General features: G+C 74.1%; 14 protein-coding genes and 1 tRNA gene. 5 read left to right on the top strand and 10 right to left on the bottom strand.

Annotated features, from left to right (window positions below; translation table 11 throughout):
* Nucleotides 1–49: 49 nt before the first annotated feature.
* The 4 genes from mshC to ACFWUQ_RS28885 form a co-directional block, all read right to left on the bottom strand.
* Nucleotides 50–1,279: a cysteine--1-D-myo-inosityl 2-amino-2-deoxy-alpha-D-glucopyranoside ligase gene (gene mshC / locus ACFWUQ_RS28900; RefSeq protein WP_384543877.1), complete on the bottom strand. Its 1,230-nt coding sequence runs from the start codon at nucleotides 1,277–1,279 to the stop codon at nucleotides 50–52.
* 110 nt (nucleotides 1,280–1,389) lie between these two features.
* Nucleotides 1,390–2,232 carry an SCO1664 family protein gene (locus tag ACFWUQ_RS28895; RefSeq protein ID WP_384543875.1) on the bottom strand — a complete coding sequence of 281 codons (843 nt, stop codon included), beginning with the start codon at nucleotides 2,230–2,232 and terminating at the stop codon, nucleotides 1,390–1,392.
* Nucleotides 2,196–2,786 (bottom strand): DUF3090 domain-containing protein, encoded by a 591-nt coding sequence (locus ACFWUQ_RS28890; RefSeq protein ID WP_384543873.1) that lies wholly within the window; start codon nucleotides 2,784–2,786, stop codon nucleotides 2,196–2,198. The genes ACFWUQ_RS28895 and ACFWUQ_RS28890 overlap by 37 nt, the downstream gene beginning before the upstream one ends.
* An 87-nt stretch (nucleotides 2,787–2,873) precedes the next feature.
* Nucleotides 2,874–3,614, bottom strand: a complete 741-nt coding sequence (locus ACFWUQ_RS28885; RefSeq protein ID WP_384543871.1) for a histidine phosphatase family protein — start codon at nucleotides 3,612–3,614, stop codon at nucleotides 2,874–2,876.
* 62 nt (nucleotides 3,615–3,676) lie between these two features.
* Here ACFWUQ_RS28885 and corA point away from each other — a divergent pair, with 62 nt between their 5' ends.
* On the top strand, nucleotides 3,677–4,660 hold the full coding sequence (gene corA / locus ACFWUQ_RS28880; RefSeq protein WP_384543869.1) for a magnesium/cobalt transporter CorA: 984 nt from the start codon (nucleotides 3,677–3,679) through the stop codon (nucleotides 4,658–4,660).
* Nucleotides 4,661–4,732: 72 nt separating this feature from the next.
* Here corA and ACFWUQ_RS28875 read toward each other — a convergent pair whose 3' ends face one another.
* Nucleotides 4,733–5,521: a ferritin-like domain-containing protein gene (locus tag ACFWUQ_RS28875; RefSeq protein ID WP_384543867.1), complete on the bottom strand. Its 789-nt coding sequence runs from the start codon at nucleotides 5,519–5,521 to the stop codon at nucleotides 4,733–4,735.
* Between the two features lie 187 nt (nucleotides 5,522–5,708).
* Nucleotides 5,709–6,758, bottom strand: a complete 1,050-nt coding sequence (locus ACFWUQ_RS28870) for an LLM class F420-dependent oxidoreductase (protein WP_384543865.1) — start codon at nucleotides 6,756–6,758, stop codon at nucleotides 5,709–5,711.
* Between the two features lie 100 nt (nucleotides 6,759–6,858).
* On the opposite strand from ACFWUQ_RS28870, the gene ACFWUQ_RS28865 reads away from it, so the two are divergent.
* Both ACFWUQ_RS28865 and ACFWUQ_RS28860 read left to right on the top strand, forming a co-directional pair.
* A complete protein-coding gene (locus tag ACFWUQ_RS28865) occupies nucleotides 6,859–7,842 on the top strand; it encodes an aldo/keto reductase (RefSeq protein WP_384543863.1) in 984 nt (327 codons plus the stop codon).
* Nucleotides 7,839–10,322 (top strand): ATP-binding domain-containing protein, encoded by a 2,484-nt coding sequence (locus ACFWUQ_RS28860; RefSeq protein WP_384543861.1) that lies wholly within the window; start codon nucleotides 7,839–7,841, stop codon nucleotides 10,320–10,322. The genes ACFWUQ_RS28865 and ACFWUQ_RS28860 overlap by 4 nt, the downstream gene beginning before the upstream one ends.
* 54 nt (nucleotides 10,323–10,376) lie before the next feature.
* On the opposite strand, the gene ACFWUQ_RS28855 is transcribed toward ACFWUQ_RS28860, so the two are convergent.
* The gene (locus ACFWUQ_RS28855) at nucleotides 10,377–11,048 is read right to left on the bottom strand and encodes a hypothetical protein (RefSeq protein WP_384543859.1); all 672 of its coding nucleotides are present in this window, start codon (nucleotides 11,046–11,048) and stop codon (nucleotides 10,377–10,379) included.
* Between the two features lie 47 nt (nucleotides 11,049–11,095).
* Here ACFWUQ_RS28855 and ACFWUQ_RS28850 point away from each other — a divergent pair, with 47 nt between their 5' ends.
* The gene (locus ACFWUQ_RS28850) at nucleotides 11,096–11,284 is read left to right on the top strand and encodes a DUF5703 family protein (protein ID WP_073774709.1); all 189 of its coding nucleotides are present in this window, start codon (nucleotides 11,096–11,098) and stop codon (nucleotides 11,282–11,284) included.
* Between the two features lie 39 nt (nucleotides 11,285–11,323).
* Here ACFWUQ_RS28850 and ACFWUQ_RS28845 read toward each other — a convergent pair whose 3' ends face one another.
* From ACFWUQ_RS28845 to ACFWUQ_RS28835, 3 genes are all read right to left on the bottom strand, one after another.
* Entirely contained in the window at nucleotides 11,324–12,070 is a 747-nt protein-coding gene (locus tag ACFWUQ_RS28845; RefSeq protein WP_384543857.1) for a chaplin, read from the bottom strand.
* 195 nt (nucleotides 12,071–12,265) lie between these two features.
* A complete protein-coding gene (gene chpH, locus ACFWUQ_RS28840) occupies nucleotides 12,266–12,499 on the bottom strand; it encodes a chaplin ChpH (RefSeq protein ID WP_383812603.1) in 234 nt (77 codons plus the stop codon).
* 130 nt (nucleotides 12,500–12,629) lie between these two features.
* On the bottom strand, nucleotides 12,630–13,955 hold the full coding sequence (locus tag ACFWUQ_RS28835) for a M20/M25/M40 family metallo-hydrolase (protein ID WP_384543855.1): 1,326 nt from the start codon (nucleotides 13,953–13,955) through the stop codon (nucleotides 12,630–12,632).
* 168 nt (nucleotides 13,956–14,123) lie between these two features.
* Here ACFWUQ_RS28835 and ACFWUQ_RS28830 point away from each other — a divergent pair.
* Nucleotides 14,124–14,208: transfer RNA gene (locus ACFWUQ_RS28830), tRNA-Leu, on the top strand.
* The last annotated feature ends 59 nt before the right edge of the window (nucleotides 14,209–14,267 follow it).

Raw genomic sequence — 14,267 nt, 5'->3', positions numbered from 1 at the left:
GGCCGCGGAAGCGGCCGGCCCGGCGTCCTGCGTCTCGTTCAGCCCCGGGTCAGAGCGCCACGCCGAGCAGCGCGTCCACGGTGCGCGACACCAGCCCGGGGGCCGACTCGTCGTCGCCGCCCGCGGCGAGCTGGCGCTCGACCCAGCGGTCGACGGCCGCCAGCGCGGCGGGCGCGTCCAGGTCGTTCGCGAGGGCCTCGCGGACCTCCTCCACCAGCGCGTCGGCCGCCAGGCCGTCCGGCCGCGACACCGCCGCCCGCCAGCGCTCCAGGCGGGTCACCGCCTCCGCGAGGACCGCGTCCGTCCACTCCCAGTCGGCCCGGTAGTGGTGCGAGAGCAGCGCCAGACGGATCGCCGCCGGGTCGACGCCGGCCCGCCGCAGCGCGGAGACGAAGACCAGGTTCCCCTTGGACTTCGACATCTTCTCGCCGTGCAGGGCCACCATGCCGGCGTGGACGTACGCCTTGGCCATCGGGAACTCGCCCGTCAGGGCCTGCGCGTGCGAGGCGCCCATCTCGTGGTGCGGGAAGGCCAGGTCCGACCCGCCGCCCTGGATGTCGAAGCCCATGCCCAGGTGGTCGAGGGCGATCGCCACGCACTCGATGTGCCAGCCGGGCCGGCCGCGGCCCAGCGAGCCGCCGTCCCAGCTCGGCTCTCCCGGGCGCGCCGCCATCCACAGCATCGGGTCCAGCGGGTTCTTCTTCCCCGGCCGGTCCGGGTCGCCGCCCCGCTCCGCCGAGAGCAGCCGCATGGCCTCGGCGTCGAGGTGCGAGACCCCGCCGAAGTGCGGGTCGGACTCGACCGAGAAGTAGACGTCGCCGTCCAGCTCGTACGCGGCGCCCGCGTCCCGCAGCCGCTCGACCAGCGGCACGATGCCGGGTATGGCCTCGACGGCGCCGATGTAGTGCCGCGGGGGCAGCATCCGCAGGGCGGTCATGTCCTCGCGGAAGAGGGCCGTCTCGCGCTCGGCGAGCTCGGTCCAGTCGTGGCCGTCGCGCAGTGCCCGCTCCAGCAGCGGGTCGTCCACGTCCGTGACGTTCTGGACGTAGTGAACCTGCCGCTTGGTGTCGAGCCACACCCGCTGTACGAGGTCGAACGCGTTGTAGGTCGCCGCGTGACCGATATGGGTAGCGTCGTACGGGGTGATGCCGCAGACGTAGATACGGGCGACGGGACCGGGGGCGAGGGTGATCGTCCCACGGGTCGCGGAGTCGTGGATCTGGAGGTCGCGGCCCTTGCCAGGCAGGGCGGGGACCTCAGAAGCGGGCCAGGCATGCATGTGTCGAGCCTAACCGGACGGATGTTCCGGAAACGAACCGGACCAGCACTGTTGTCCTGATCGGCACTCTTGCGGTCCGGCCGGATCTATGCGTGTCGGATCTGGCCGGTTCAGACCGGTGGCCAGGGGATCGACGGCCACTGCCCGGACGGCTCGGGATGCGTTCCCGTGCGCAGCAGCTGCGCCACCCGGTCCCGTACGGCGGCCAGCTCGACGGCGGTGATCAGTTCCGCCAGTCGGGTGGCGAGCGGCGCTCCGTCGGACAGCTCGGCCTCCAGCCCGCCCAGCACGCCGCGCGCCTCGTCCGTGAGCGGCTCTCCCGCCCAGCCCCACAGCAGGGTGCGGAGCTTGTCCTCCGCGTGGAAGGTCACGCCGTGGTCGATGCCGTAGAGCCGCCCGTCCGGCGCGGGCAGCAGGTGGCCGCCCTTGCGGTCGCCGTTGTTGATCACGGCGTCCAGGACGGCGAGGCGGCGCAGCCGGGCATCGTCGGCGTGCACGAGCAGCGCGGTGCGGCCCTCCCCGACCTCGGCGAAGGCCACGGGCTTCCAGCCCTCCCCCGGCTCCTCCCCCTCGACCAGCCCGAGCAGTCCCGCCGTCGGCGCGTCCTCCTCGGCGGACTCGATCCACTGCTGGACCATGCCCTCGCCGTAGGGCCCCTCGCGCAGCACGGTCGCGGGTACCAGCCCCCAGCCGGTGGCCTCGGAGACCAGGTACGCGGCGACCTCGCGCCGGGCCAGGCTGCCGTCGGGGAAGTCCCAGAGCGGCCGCTCGCCCTTGACCGGCTTGTACACGCAGTCCGCGCTCACGCCCCCGTACGCGACGCTGCACAGCAGGACGGCGTTCGAGGCCTCCCGGATGCGGCCCACGACCGTCAGCTCACCCTTGGCGAGCAGCTCCTCCAGCTCCCCCGTGGCGGTCACGCCTGGCGCCGGTAGCCGTTCTGGCGCGGGCACACGTGGCCCTCCGGATCCAGCGGCAGGCTGCACAGAGGGCAGGGCGGGCGGCCCGCGTTCACCACGTCCAGCGCACGCTTGGCGAAGGCCCTGGCCTGGGATCCGGAGAGGCGGACGCGCAGCATCGGCGGGCCGTTCTCCTCGTCCTGCAGCAGCCGCTCCTCGGCCTCGGCGAGGTCCTCGTCCGACTCCGTGTCCAGTTCCACCAGGGCCTGCGCCTCGACGATCATCCGCTGCTCGTCGCCGTCCCAGGCCAGGGCCATGGTGCCGACGCGGAACTCCTCCTCGACCGGGACGTCCAGCGGCGCGGTGTCGGCGGCCTCGGCGGGGGCCACGGCCGGGACCGGGGCGTTGCCCCCGGTGCGCCGCACGACCTCGTCCAGCAGCTCGTCCATCCGCTCGGCCAGCGCCGCGACCTGGGTCTTCTCCAGGGAGACGCTGGTGACACGGGGGCCGGAGGAGGCCTGCAGGAAGAACGTACGGCGTCCCGGCAGACCGACCGTGCCGGCCACGAAGCGGTCCGGGGGGTCGTAGAGGAACACCTGACGGGGCACGTCCAGTCTCCAAGTCTCAGCGGCAGAGGCGGGTCTGCGCGTGCGGGGCGCCCGTAGCGGGCCAGTCCACCCTACTGCGCCGTTCGATCACACCGCGCCCGCACCGCCTCCCACGACGGCGTTCCCGCCGTCCTCGGCCGCCCGTTCCGCCGCCGCCGCCCCGGAGGCCCCGGCCTCCGGGGCGCGGGCGTCCTCGGCGGGCACCAGGGAGCCGAAGTCCCCGGTGTCGCCGAGCCGGAAGACGAAGGGGCGGGTCGGCGTGTACCGGACCGCGGTGACGGAGCAGGGGTCGACGTGGATCCGCTGGAAGAGGTCCAGGTGCATGCCCAGGGCATCCGCGACGAGGGACTTGATGATGTCGCCGTGCGAGCACATGAGGAATACGGCGTCGCTCCCGTGCTCCTCCTCGATCCGCGCGTTCCAGTCCCGTACGGCCTCCACGGCGCGCGCCTGCATGGCGCGCATGGACTCGCCGCCGGGGAACGCGGCCGCGGACGGGTGCTGCTGGACGATCCTCATCAGCGGCTCGTCGGCGAGCTCGGAGAGTTTGCGGCCCGACCAGTCGCCGTAGTGGCACTCGCCGATCCGCTCGTCCGTGTGCAGCGCCAGCTCCGGCCGCGCGGCGAGCAGCGGGGCGAGGGTCTCCCGGCAGCGCTGCAGCGGGCTGGTGACGGCGGCCGCGATCGGCACCCCGGCCAGCCGGCCGGGCAGCGCGGCGGCCTGGGCGGCTCCGCGCTCGTCGAGGGCGACCCCCGGGGTCCATCCGGCGAGCAGTCCTGCGGTGTTGGCGGTGGACCGCCCGTGTCGTACGAGGATCAGAGTGGCCATGGCGCCAGCGTATGCGGTGCCGTCCGCGTGCGGGTCGGCCCGGAGCGGGGAAGAATGCCCGCGTGATCGTCGACTGCGCGATGTACCGGAACGGCCGCCGTAGCGAGGGGCCGGAAGACTTCTCGGACGCCCTGGACCTGGCGCGGGCGAGTGGCGACGCCTTCGTGTGGATCGGCATGTACGAGCCCACGGAGGCGGAGTTCGACCACGTGCGGCGCGAGTTCGGGCTGCACCCGCTGGCGGCGGAGGACGCGCTGACCGCGCACCAGCGCCCGAAGCTGGAGGTGTACGACGACTCCCTGTTCGTCGTCCTCAAGCCGGTGCTGTACGACGACAGCACCGACACGGTGACCGCGGGCGAGCTGATGGTGTTCATCGGCGACTCGTTCGTGGTCACGGTCCGGCACGGCGAGGGGGCCGCCCTGGCCGCGGTGCGCCACCGGTTGGAGCGGGAACCGGAGGTGCTCGGGCACGGCCCGACGGCCGTCCTGTACGCGGTGTCCGACGCGGTGGTGGACCACTACATCGAGGTGGCGGCGGAGCTCCAGGCGGACCTGGAGGGGCTGGAGGCGGACGTCTTCGCCCCGACCGCCTCGGACACCAAGAACACCGCCGCCCGGATCTACGCCTTCAAGCGGCAGGTACTGGAGTTCCGCCGCGCGACGAGCCCGCTGCTCCAGCCGATGGACCGGCTCGCCTTCGGGAACGTGCCGTTCGTCCACGAGCGCGCGCAGCCCTTCTTCCGCGACGTGGCCGACCACCTGACGAAGGCGAACGAGTACGTGGAGGGCCTGGACCGGCTGCTGTCGGACGCGCTCTCCGCGCACCTGGCGCAGATGGGCGTCCGGCAGAACGACGACATGCGCAAGATCTCGGCCTGGGCCGCGATGGCGGCGGTGCCCACGATGGTGGCCGGGATCTACGGCATGAACTTCGACGACATGCCGGAGCTGAGGCAGCCCTGGGGCTACCCGGCGGTGCTCGTCCTGATGGCGGGGGTGTGCCTGGGCCTGCACCGGATGTTCAAGCGCCGGGGCTGGCTCTAGGGCGTGGCTCGGGCGGAGGCGGCTGGGGCGGCCCCGGCGGGGCCATGCTTCCCCGGCGGGGCCGTCCGGGTCCTACGCGTACTCGGCCGAGACGAGCGGCGCCCCGCCCAGCGCGTCGCGCCGTTCGGGGGCGCGCAGGCTCACCATGCGGTGCCAGCCGCTGAACCGCTCGTACGCGTACATGCCCCGGATTCCGGCCGCGAGTACCGCCGCCTTGGGCGCGGGCCAGTTCAGCAGGCGGCCCATGTGGCCCATGACGGCGAGGCTGACATCGCGGTAGACGCCGATCTCGACGAGGGCGCACTCGCGCAGCACCCGCTGGATGGTGCGGCCGTGCCCCTCGCGGGCCAGGCGCAGCAACTCCTCGTGGCAGTAGGCGAGGTGGTTGTCCTCGTCGTGGCTGATCATGCGGATGGCCCTGCCGACGTCGGGGTGGTCGCCGAAGTTCTTGACCAGCATGTCCATCTGGTCGGCGGCCCGCTGCTCGGTGACACGGCTGTGCGAGAGGTACACGACGATGTCGCGCTCGCTCAGCGGGCGGTCGCCGCGCAGCTTCTCGTGCGCGAGGCCGATGCCGGCGCGTTCCAGCAGCAGCGTGTAGTCGGTCTCGGGCGGTACGGGCACGGGTGGCAGGCCGCGCTTGCGGAGCAGGGCGTTGAAGATCCGCCCGTGCTTGTCCTCGTCGGCGCCGTGCCGGGTGATCTTGGGTGCGAGGTCGCGCATGGAGTCCGGCACCAGCGCGGCGATCCTGGCGTTCTCCCAGCCGCCCTGGGCCTCCCCGCTGGCGGCGATGGAGCAGAACAGCTGGAAGGAGTCGTCGTTGTCGACGATCTCCTGGAACAGGCTGCGGGCAGAGAGCATGCGACGAGTCAAACGCGGCTCCGGGGCAGGGGCAACCGAGGGGCCGCTCCACTCGTCCGAATGAACGAACGCGCGGGATGGAACCGGATGCGTAACCCGGCGGGCTCCCCGGGCGTTGTTGGCTGTGTCGGCCGTGGCGGGGAAGACCCCCCGAGCCCCCACCACGGCCGCGGGCTTCCGCCAGGCGCTATGCGACGCCGGCGGCTTCCAGGGCCTCGGTGCCCGCGCGCAGGGCGGCGATCCGCTCGTCCAGGGTGAAGCCGGCCGGCGCGAGCGTCAGGGTGGTGACCCCGGCCTCGGCGTAGGCCCGCATCCCGTCCGCGATCCGCTCGACCGGGCCGAGCAGCGTGGTGGAGTCGATGAGCGAGTGCGGGACGGCGGCGGCGGCTCCGGCCTTGTCCCCGGCCAGGTACTTGTCCTGGATCTCGGCCGCCTCCTTCTCGTACCCCATGCGCTGGGCCAGCTGGTTGTAGAAGTTCTGCTTCCGGCTGCCCATGCCGCCCACGTAGAGGGCGGTGTACGGGCGGAACATGTCCGCGAGCGCGTTCACGTCCTGGCCCAGGGCCAGCGGCACGGTCGGGCACACGTCGAAGCCCTCCATCGTCAGGCCGGCCTTCGCGCGGCCCGCCCGGATGGGGGTGAGCGCGGTGGCCTCCAGGTGCTCGGCCGCGGGGAAGATCAGGAGCGCGCCGTCGGCGATCTCGCCGGTCTGCTCCAGGTTCTTCGGCCCGATGGCCGCGATGTAGAGCGGGATGTGCTCGCGCTCCGGGTGCACGGTCAGCTTGAGCGGCTTGCCCGGCCCGTCGGGCAGCGGCAGCGTCCAGTGCTCGCCCTGGTAGGCGAGGCGCTCGCGGGTCATCGCCTTGCGGACGATCTCCACGTACTCCCGGGTCCGCGCGAGCGGCTTGTCGAACTTCACGCCGTACCAGCCCTCGGACACCTGCGGGCCGGAGACGCCCAGGCCGAGCCGGAAGCGGCCCTTGGTGAGGGAGTCGAGGGTGGCGGCGGTCATCGCGGTCATCGCGGGCTGGCGGGCCGGGATCTGCAGGATGGCCGAGCCGACGTCGATCCGCTCGGTCTGGGCGGCGACCCAGGCGAGCACGGTCGGGGCGTCGGAGCCGTAGGCCTCGGCGGCCCAGCAGACGTCGTAGCCGAGACGGTCGGCCTCCTGCGCGACGGCGAGGTTGTCGGCGTCCATGCCCGCACCCCAGTAGCCGAGATTGATGCCGAGCCGCATATGTCGTCCCCTTACCGGTGTACCGATCAGTAACGTTGGTCTGCGGGGACTGTAGCGCGCCCGGGTCTCCCGCGGCAGTGCCCCAGTAGTCTCAGCGCTCATGGAGCAGAGGCATCTCGGCCGCACCGGACTGCGCGTTTCCCGGATCGGCCTCGGCACCCTCACCTGGGGCCGCGACACCCGTGAGGAAGCCGCCGCCGAGCAGGTGAGGACGTTCTGGGAGGCGGGCGGCACCCTCGTCGACACGGCCGACGTGTACGGGGGCGGCGAGGCGGAGTACCTCCTCGGGCAGCTGGTGGGCGGGCTCGTGCCGCGCCGGGACCTGGTGATCGCCACCAAGGCGGGCGGGGTCCCGGACCCGGACCGGCGCTACGACTGCTCCCGCGGGCACCTGCTGGCCGCGCTGGACGCCTCCCTGGACCGGCTGGGCACCGACTACGTGGACCTGTGGCAGGTGCACGCCTTCGACCCGTGGACACCGCTGGAGGAGACCCTCCACGCGGTGGACCTGGCGGTGAGCAGCGGCAGGGCGCGGTACGCGGGGGTGTCGAACTACTGCGGCTGGCAGCTGGCGAAGGCCGCGACCTGGCAGTTGGCGGCCCCCGGCACGCGGACCCGGATCGCCTCGACGCAGATGGAGTACTCGCTGCTCCAGCGGGGCGTGGAGCGGGAGGTGCTCCCCGCCGCGCTGGACCTCGGGATCGGTCTGCTGCCCTCCTCGCCCCTGGGGCGCGGGGTCCTGACGGGCAAGTACCGCGACGGGACCCCGGCGGACTCCCGGGGCGCCTCGGAGACCCTGTCCGCGTTCGTGGACCCGTACCTGGACCAGGCGGCCGGCCTGATCGTGGACGCGGTGGCCACGGCGGCCCAGGGGCTGGCCGTCACCCCGCTCCAGGTGGCGCTGGCCTGGATCCGCGACCGGCCGGGGGTGGTCGCGCCGATCGTCGGGGCCCGTACGTCGGCGCAGCTCGCGGCGGCGCTGTCGGTGGAGGCGCTTAGTCTTCCGGAGGAGATCTGCCGGGCGCTGGACGACGTGTCGGCGCCCGTGCACCGCTACCCCGACCAGGACTGGAGCACGTTGTGAGTACGGACCGCCGAGCTTCCGACACCGCTGCCGCGGAACCCGGCGAGGCCGGGCACGAGGCCCCGGGCGCCGAGCCCACCGCCGCCGCCCCCGGAGGTCCGACCGCGGAGCCCGCGCCGACCGGGCCCGGCGCGGCGGCGGACGACGGCCCCGCCCCGGAGCCCACCACCGCCCCGGACACCCCCGCCGCGGAGAGCGCAGCCGGCCCGGAGGCCGCGGACGCGGGGAGCACTGACGCGGACGGCGCGCAGACGGTTGATGCCGAGGCCGCCGGTGCCGATGGTCCGGATACCGCCGGCCCGGAGGGCGCGGGGACGGCCGACGCGGACGGCGCGGACGACGCGGAGACGGTTGACGCCGAGGCCGCGGGTGTTGAGGAGGCGGAGCCGGACGCGGCGGTCGGCCCGGCCGAGGGCGGTCGGGCGGCGGAGGCCGCGCCGGAGGCACCCGCGCTCTGCGTGGGGGGGGCCTACCTGGCCGCGCAGCGGATCGAGCGCGAACGCATCGCCCGCCGCAAGGCGGAACGCCAGGCCCCGGTCGAGGCCGGCGCGAAGCTCAGCGGGACCGCCGCCGACCTGCTGGCCGCCGTACGGGCCGTGGAGAGCGGCGCCGAGCGCGCCGCCGTCTCCTTCGACGAGGCCCCGGCCGCCCCGCGCCGCCCCGCCGCCGCGCCCCCGCCGCGGCCCCGCACTCCGGCGCACGCGCCGCCTCCCGAGCCCGCGCTGGCCCCCGCGCCCCCAGCGGCCGCCCTCGACGCCGTACGCGCCGTACTGGCCCGCGGCGGCGCCCCCGAGGCCCTCTGCGGTCCCGCCGCGTCGGCCCTGGGCGAGGACGCCGCCGAGCGCCTCGCCGAGGACCCGTGGCTGCTGCTCTCGCTGCCCGCCGTCAATCCCGCCCAGGCGGACGGGTTCGCCCGGGCGCTGCTCGGCTCCCAGGCCGGTCCCGGGGACGAACGCCGTACCGCCGCCCTGGTGGGCTGGCTGCTCGCCGTGGCGGGGTCGAAGGGGCACACCGCGCTGGAGGCTCCCGTCCTGTGGTCGGCGCTGGCCCAGTACGCGGTGCCGGACCCGGCCGGGGCACTGGAGCAGGCCGTCGGCGAGGGCGCGGTGCTGGTGTTCCACGAACCGCTGGGCGGGCCGGCGGAAGGCGGCGCGGGCGCCGCCGGGCCCGCTCCGGACGCCCACGACGCCGGCGACCCGCCGGAGGAGTCCGAGCAGCGGCCCGTCCGGGTCCTGGTCGGCCTGGAGGGCGCCGCCATGGCCGAGGAGAGCCTCGCCGACGGCCTGGCCCGGCTGGCCAACGCCTTCGACGCCCGGGCGGACTGGGAGGAGGCGGCCGGGGCCGCCCCGAACCCGTCCGCCGCCGCGCTCATCCGCGCGGTCGCGGGCCACGGCCTGGTCACCCACACCGGCGGCGAGACCGCTCGGGCCGAGCCCCTCGCCCTGGCCGCCACCGCCCGCGAGCAGGGGCTGCGCGTCTGCCTGGCCGCCCACGCCCCCGCCGAGGGCTCGGTGACCACGGCCGGACTGCTGTCCGGGACCGAGGGCCCCGGCCGGGACGCGGACGGGCAGTTCGCACTGGACCTGCTCGTGGTCCTGGACGCCCCGCAGCTGGACGTGGAGACGGCGGCCGCGCTGGTGGAGTCCGTCCCGGACGGGGCGCGGCTGGTGCTCTCGGGGGACCCGGGAGTTCTCGGGTCCGCCGGTGCCGGCCGGGTGTTCGCCGATGTGCTCGCGGCCCGCGTCTGCCCGCAGGTGGTCTCCCGCACCCCGGACCCCGGGCCGCTCGGCGAGTTGGTCTCGGGCGTCGGGATCGGGGAGCTGAACCAGGTCGAGGCCCCCGGCAAGGAGATCGTCATCGTCCCGGTGAAGGACGCCGGGGAGGCCGTGCACCGCTGCGTGCAGCTGGTGGCCGAGTCGGTCCCCAGGGCCTTCGGGATCCCGGCGGACAGCGTGCAGGTCGTCACCCCCGGCCATGCGGGCTCCGCGGGGACCCGCGCCCTGAACGCCGCGCTCAAGGAGCGGCTGAATCCCGGTCCCGGCCGGTTCGGCGGCTTCGACCCCGGCGACCGGGTCGTCCATGTGCCCGCTCCCGGGCGGGCCCTGCCGGCCCGGGTGGTGTCGGCCGACGCGCAGGGGCTGCACCTGGACCGCGCCGGCGCGCGGGTGGTCGTACCCAAGGAGCTGGTGGAGGCGCAGGTGCGGCACGGCTGGGCCGTGACGGCGCACCAGGCCGTCGGCGCGCGCTGGCCCGCGGTGGTGGTCGTGCTGCCGGGCGACGCGGCGCAGGCACTGTCCCGGGACTGGGTCTACACCGCCTTCGGTCGGGCCGAGCGCCACCTGTCCGTGGTGCACGGCGTCGACCAGGCGCTGCCGCACGCGGTGGCGGAGGTCCCGCCCAAGCCGCGGACCACCCGCCTCACGGGCCTGCTGGCCGCCCTGGGGGCCGCGGCCCGGGAACAGCCCGAGCAGCCGGGATAGCCGGCGCGACGGCGCCGGGCCCCGCCCCGCGGGGAGGGGCCCGGACGGGCCGGATCAGGCCGGCGTCAACCCGGACCGCGCGGTCTCACCCTGCTCCTCGCCCTCGTCGCCCCCGTCGAACTGGTCGATCTCCTCGTCGAAGACGGAGCTGACGTCGAACCGGTGCAGGACGTCCTGCGGGTCGGTGTGGCCGAAGGGCGAGTCGAGCCACTCGCCGGGCTCCGCCGCTTCCTCGGAGGCGGCGATCCAGAGGGTGGAGTCGCCCTCCTCCAGCCCGAAGTCCTTGGCGCGGGAGGCGATCTCGTCGGGCTCGTACTCCCCGAAGAGCACGCCGAGGGCGCCGGCCGTCCCGCCGTCGTGGACGAGTTCGGCGTCCCCGTCGTGCGCGGCCACGCGCTCGGCCTGCGCGATCAGGCGCGGCGTTTCGACCACGGCGTAGTCGCGGCGGATGAGCACGCTGAAGGCGGCCGGCTCGGCGGGGCCGGTGTACGGCACCCCGTCGTCCGGGCTGGGGATCTCGAAGGGGGTGACCTCGTCGTACCGGTCGTAGAGGAGTTCGTCGTAGTCCTCGGCGGCGGCGGCGAGTTCGTTGAACGCGGCGTAGACGTCCGGGTCCTCGTCCCCGGTCCTGCGCTCGACCGCGGCGAGGTGGCGGTCGAGCGCGGCCTTGACCGCCTCGGCGGCGGCGCGTACCTCGGCAACAGTGGGCAGAGCGGCATCAGACATAGAGGAGACGCTATCCGTAGCAGGGCGCTGCCCGCACAATAGATGCGATGCCGGAATACGAATTCGTCGACGTGTACGTGCCCCGCGGCGTCCCTCGCAAGGAGGCGACCCGCCTGCTGACCGACCATGCCGAGTACGGGAACTGGGAACTCGACCGGCTGAGCCTGCACCGGGACGGCAGCCGCCGCGTGCGGCTGCGCCGCCGGATCATCCGCCAGGTCCGGGCCACGTGGTGACGCGGGCCCCAAGACCGGGGCCCGCGTCGTGAAGGTCCGTCAGGCGGCGTTGCGCGCCCGGCGGTAGAGGACGCTGCCGGCGAGCAGCAGGCCGCCCGCGATCGGGAGGCCCGCCGTGAGGACGTCGCCGGAGCCGGTGGCGGCGAGGCCGGGGGTGCCGGGCGTCCGGTCCGGGGTGCCGGGTCCCTGGCCGGGCCCGCTCGGGGTGCCGGGGTTGCCGGGGGTGTTCCCGCCCGGCGCCCCCGGGGTGCCGGGTGTGGTCGTCCCGGAACCGGGGTTCTCCGTCCCGGGTGTGCCGGGCCCGCCGGGGGTCTCGGGGTTCTCGCCGCCGGGGCCGCCCGGGTTGCCGGGGTTGCCCGGGTGCTCCGGGTGGTCGTCGCAGGGCTCGTCGCCACCGCCGGGCTGCCCCGGACCGGGGTGCTCCGGACCCGGGTGACCGGGGTGCTCCGGACCCGGGTGACCGGGGTGACCGGGGTGCTCCGGGCCCGGGTGACCGGGGTGCTCGGGACCGGGGTGACCGGGGTGCTCGGGACCCGGGCGGCCGGGCTTGTGCGGCTTGGGCTTCCCCGGCTTGCCCGGGACGTTGGCGCAGTGGTTCCCGAAGGCCGGGTTCAGGCCTCCCACCACCGTCACCGTGTTCCCGCAGGCGTTGACCGGGACGTCCACGGGCGCCTGCACGTTGTTCCCGGACAGCAGGCCCGGGGAGTTCGCGGCATGTCCCGAGGCGCCCGAGTCCGCGTGCGCGTGGCCTCCGCCGAGGGCGAGGACACCGCCCGCGGCAGCCATTGTGATCAGGGTCTTCCTGGTGACCTGTGCCGGTCGTCGCATCTGTGCTCGTCCCCTGGTGTGTACGTGTGCGTAGCTCGGCGGCCCGGCCGTGCTGGTCCCCCGCCGGGTACGCCGAAGAGTGGAAAACCGGGCCGGAAAGCCCGGCGGCCCCGGGACGCTGGCATGCGTCCCGGGGCCAGAACCTCAGATACGTCAGGCGTTGACGCAGGTGTTGCCGAAGGCCGGGTTCAGCAGGCCGATCACGCTGATGGTGTTGCCGCACACGTTCACCGGAACGTGGACGGGGACCTGGACGACGTTGCCGGACAGGACACCGGGCGAGCCGATGGCCGCACCCTGGGCACCCGCGTCGGCGACAGCCAGACCCGCACCCGCGAGAACCAGGCCACCAGTGGCAGCCGCAGCGGCGACAACCTTCTTGATCATTGTTCCTCCTAGTAGGCAATTGCGGTCCCAGCCGCGGACCGCACCACCTGTAACGAGGAGGGATCACCAGGGCTACGAGCGTATGAGTGCATTCACTCTTCTCAGTGGAATGCGCACACCTCTTCGATTCTCAGGCGTTGTCGATGAATCGGTCCAGGACCCGTACGCCGAAGGTGAGCCCGTCGACCGGCACCCGCTCGTCCACCCCGTGGAACATCCCGGCGAAGTCGAGCTCCGGCGGCAGCTGCAGCGGGGCGAAGCCGAAGCAGCGGATGCCGAGGTCGTCGAAGGACTTCGCGTCCGTGCCGCCCGAGAGCATGTACGGGACGGCGCGGGCGATCGGGTCCTCGGCCCGCAGGGCGCCCTGCATGGCGTCCACCAGCCGGCCGTCGAAATCGGTCTCCAGCGCCTTGTCCCCGTGCACGTCCTCGCGCTTCACGCGCGGGCCGAGGATGCGGTCGAGGTCGGCGAAGAACTCGTCCTCGTACCCGGGCAGGAACCGGCCGTCGACGTGGGCCGTGGCCTGGCCCGGGATGACGTTGACCTTGTAGCCGGCGCCGAGCATCGTCGGGGCGGCCGAATTGCGCAGGGTCGCGCCCACCATCTTGGCGATGCCGCCGAGCTTGGCGAGCGTGGCGTCCATGTCGTCCGGGTCCAGGGGGGTCCCGAGCGCGTCCGAGAGCTCGTCCAGGAAGGACCGCACGGTCTTCGTCACCCGCACCGGCCACTGGTGGCGGCCGAGCCGCCCCACGGCCTCGCACAGCTCCGTGATGGCGTTGTCGTTGTTGGTCATGGAGCCGTGGCCCGCGGTGCCCTCCACCGTGAGGCGCATCCAGTGCATGCCCTTCTGGGCGGTCTCCACGAGGTAGAGCCGGAGGTTCTCGTTGACGGTGAAGGAGAAGCCGCCGACCTCGCCGATCGCCTCCGTGACGCCCTCGAACAGCCCGGGGTGCTTGTCGACGAGGTGCCGCGCGCCGTAGATGCCGCCGGCCTCCTCGTCCGCGAGGAAGGCCAGCACGATGTCCCTGGGGGGCTTGCGGCCGCTGCGCATCCGGTCGCGCACGACGGCCAGCGTCATCGCGTCCATGTCCTTCATGTCGACGGCGCCGCGGCCCCACACGCAGCCGTCGGCGATCTCGCCCGAGAAGGGGTCGTAGGTCCAGTCGGCGGCGTTGGCGGGGACCACGTCCGTGTGCCCGTGGATCAGCAGCGCCGGCCGCGACGGGTCCTCCCCCTCGATCCGCGCGACGGTCGAGGCGCGGCCCTTGTGGGACTCGAAGATCTGCGGCTCCAGCCCCACCTCCGCGAGCTTCTCGGCGACCCACTCGGCCGCCTTGCGCTCGCCGGGGCCCGAATGGTCGCCGTAGTTGCTGGTGTCGATCCGGATGAGGTCCCGGCAGAGGTCGACGACCTCGTCCTCGCCGGTGACGGTCCTGCCCGCGCTCGACTCGCTCACGCTGCTTCCTCCCACTGATCGGTACCGAACTGCCCCCATCCTCCCGCTCGGGACCGGTCTCCCCAAGGGCGATCCCCGGCCGAAGGGGGGTGTGACCGGCGCCCCCGGAATGTTTGGTAATGTTTTCCACGTCGGAACGGCCCGCGAGGGACGCGAGACAGACACCTTGTCCGGGTGGCGGAATGGCAGACGCGCTAGCTTGAGGTGCTAGTGCCCTTTATCGGGCGTGGGGGTTCAAGTCCCCCCTCGGACACAGACAGAAGGACCCCGCCTCGGCGGGGTCCTTCTTCGTTGGCGCGGCCGCCCGCCCCG

The sequence above is a fragment of the Streptomyces sp. NPDC058662 genome, assembly GCF_042716255.1.
GTDB lineage: Bacteria > Actinomycetota > Actinomycetes > Streptomycetales > Streptomycetaceae > Streptomyces.
The sequence above is the reverse complement of the archived record's forward strand: the minus strand, read 5'-3'. Positions and strand labels throughout refer to the sequence as shown.

Excerpts from the sequence above, each read along its gene's own strand:
- ACFWUQ_RS28885 (WP_384543871.1), bottom strand. The coding sequence starts at position 3,614 with ATGGCCACTCTGATCCTCGTACGACACGGGCGGTCCACCGCCAACACC.
- ACFWUQ_RS28850 (WP_073774709.1), top strand. The coding sequence starts at position 11,096 with ATGCCGGAATACGAATTCGTCGACGTGTACGTGCCCCGCGGCGTCCCT.
- ACFWUQ_RS28855 (WP_384543859.1), bottom strand. The coding sequence starts at position 11,048 with ATGTCTGATGCCGCTCTGCCCACTGTTGCCGAGGTACGCGCCGCCGCC.
- ACFWUQ_RS28865 (WP_384543863.1), top strand. The coding sequence starts at position 6,859 with ATGGAGCAGAGGCATCTCGGCCGCACCGGACTGCGCGTTTCCCGGATC.
- ACFWUQ_RS28870 (WP_384543865.1), bottom strand. The coding sequence starts at position 6,758 with ATGCGGCTCGGCATCAATCTCGGCTACTGGGGTGCGGGCATGGACGCC.
- mshC (WP_384543877.1), bottom strand. The coding sequence starts at position 1,279 with ATGCATGCCTGGCCCGCTTCTGAGGTCCCCGCCCTGCCTGGCAAGGGC.
- ACFWUQ_RS28875 (WP_384543867.1), bottom strand. The coding sequence starts at position 5,521 with ATGCTCTCTGCCCGCAGCCTGTTCCAGGAGATCGTCGACAACGACGAC.
- ACFWUQ_RS28845 (WP_384543857.1), bottom strand. The coding sequence starts at position 12,070 with ATGGCTGCCGCGGGCGGTGTCCTCGCCCTCGGCGGAGGCCACGCGCAC.
- chpH (WP_383812603.1), bottom strand. The coding sequence starts at position 12,499 with ATGATCAAGAAGGTTGTCGCCGCTGCGGCTGCCACTGGTGGCCTGGTT.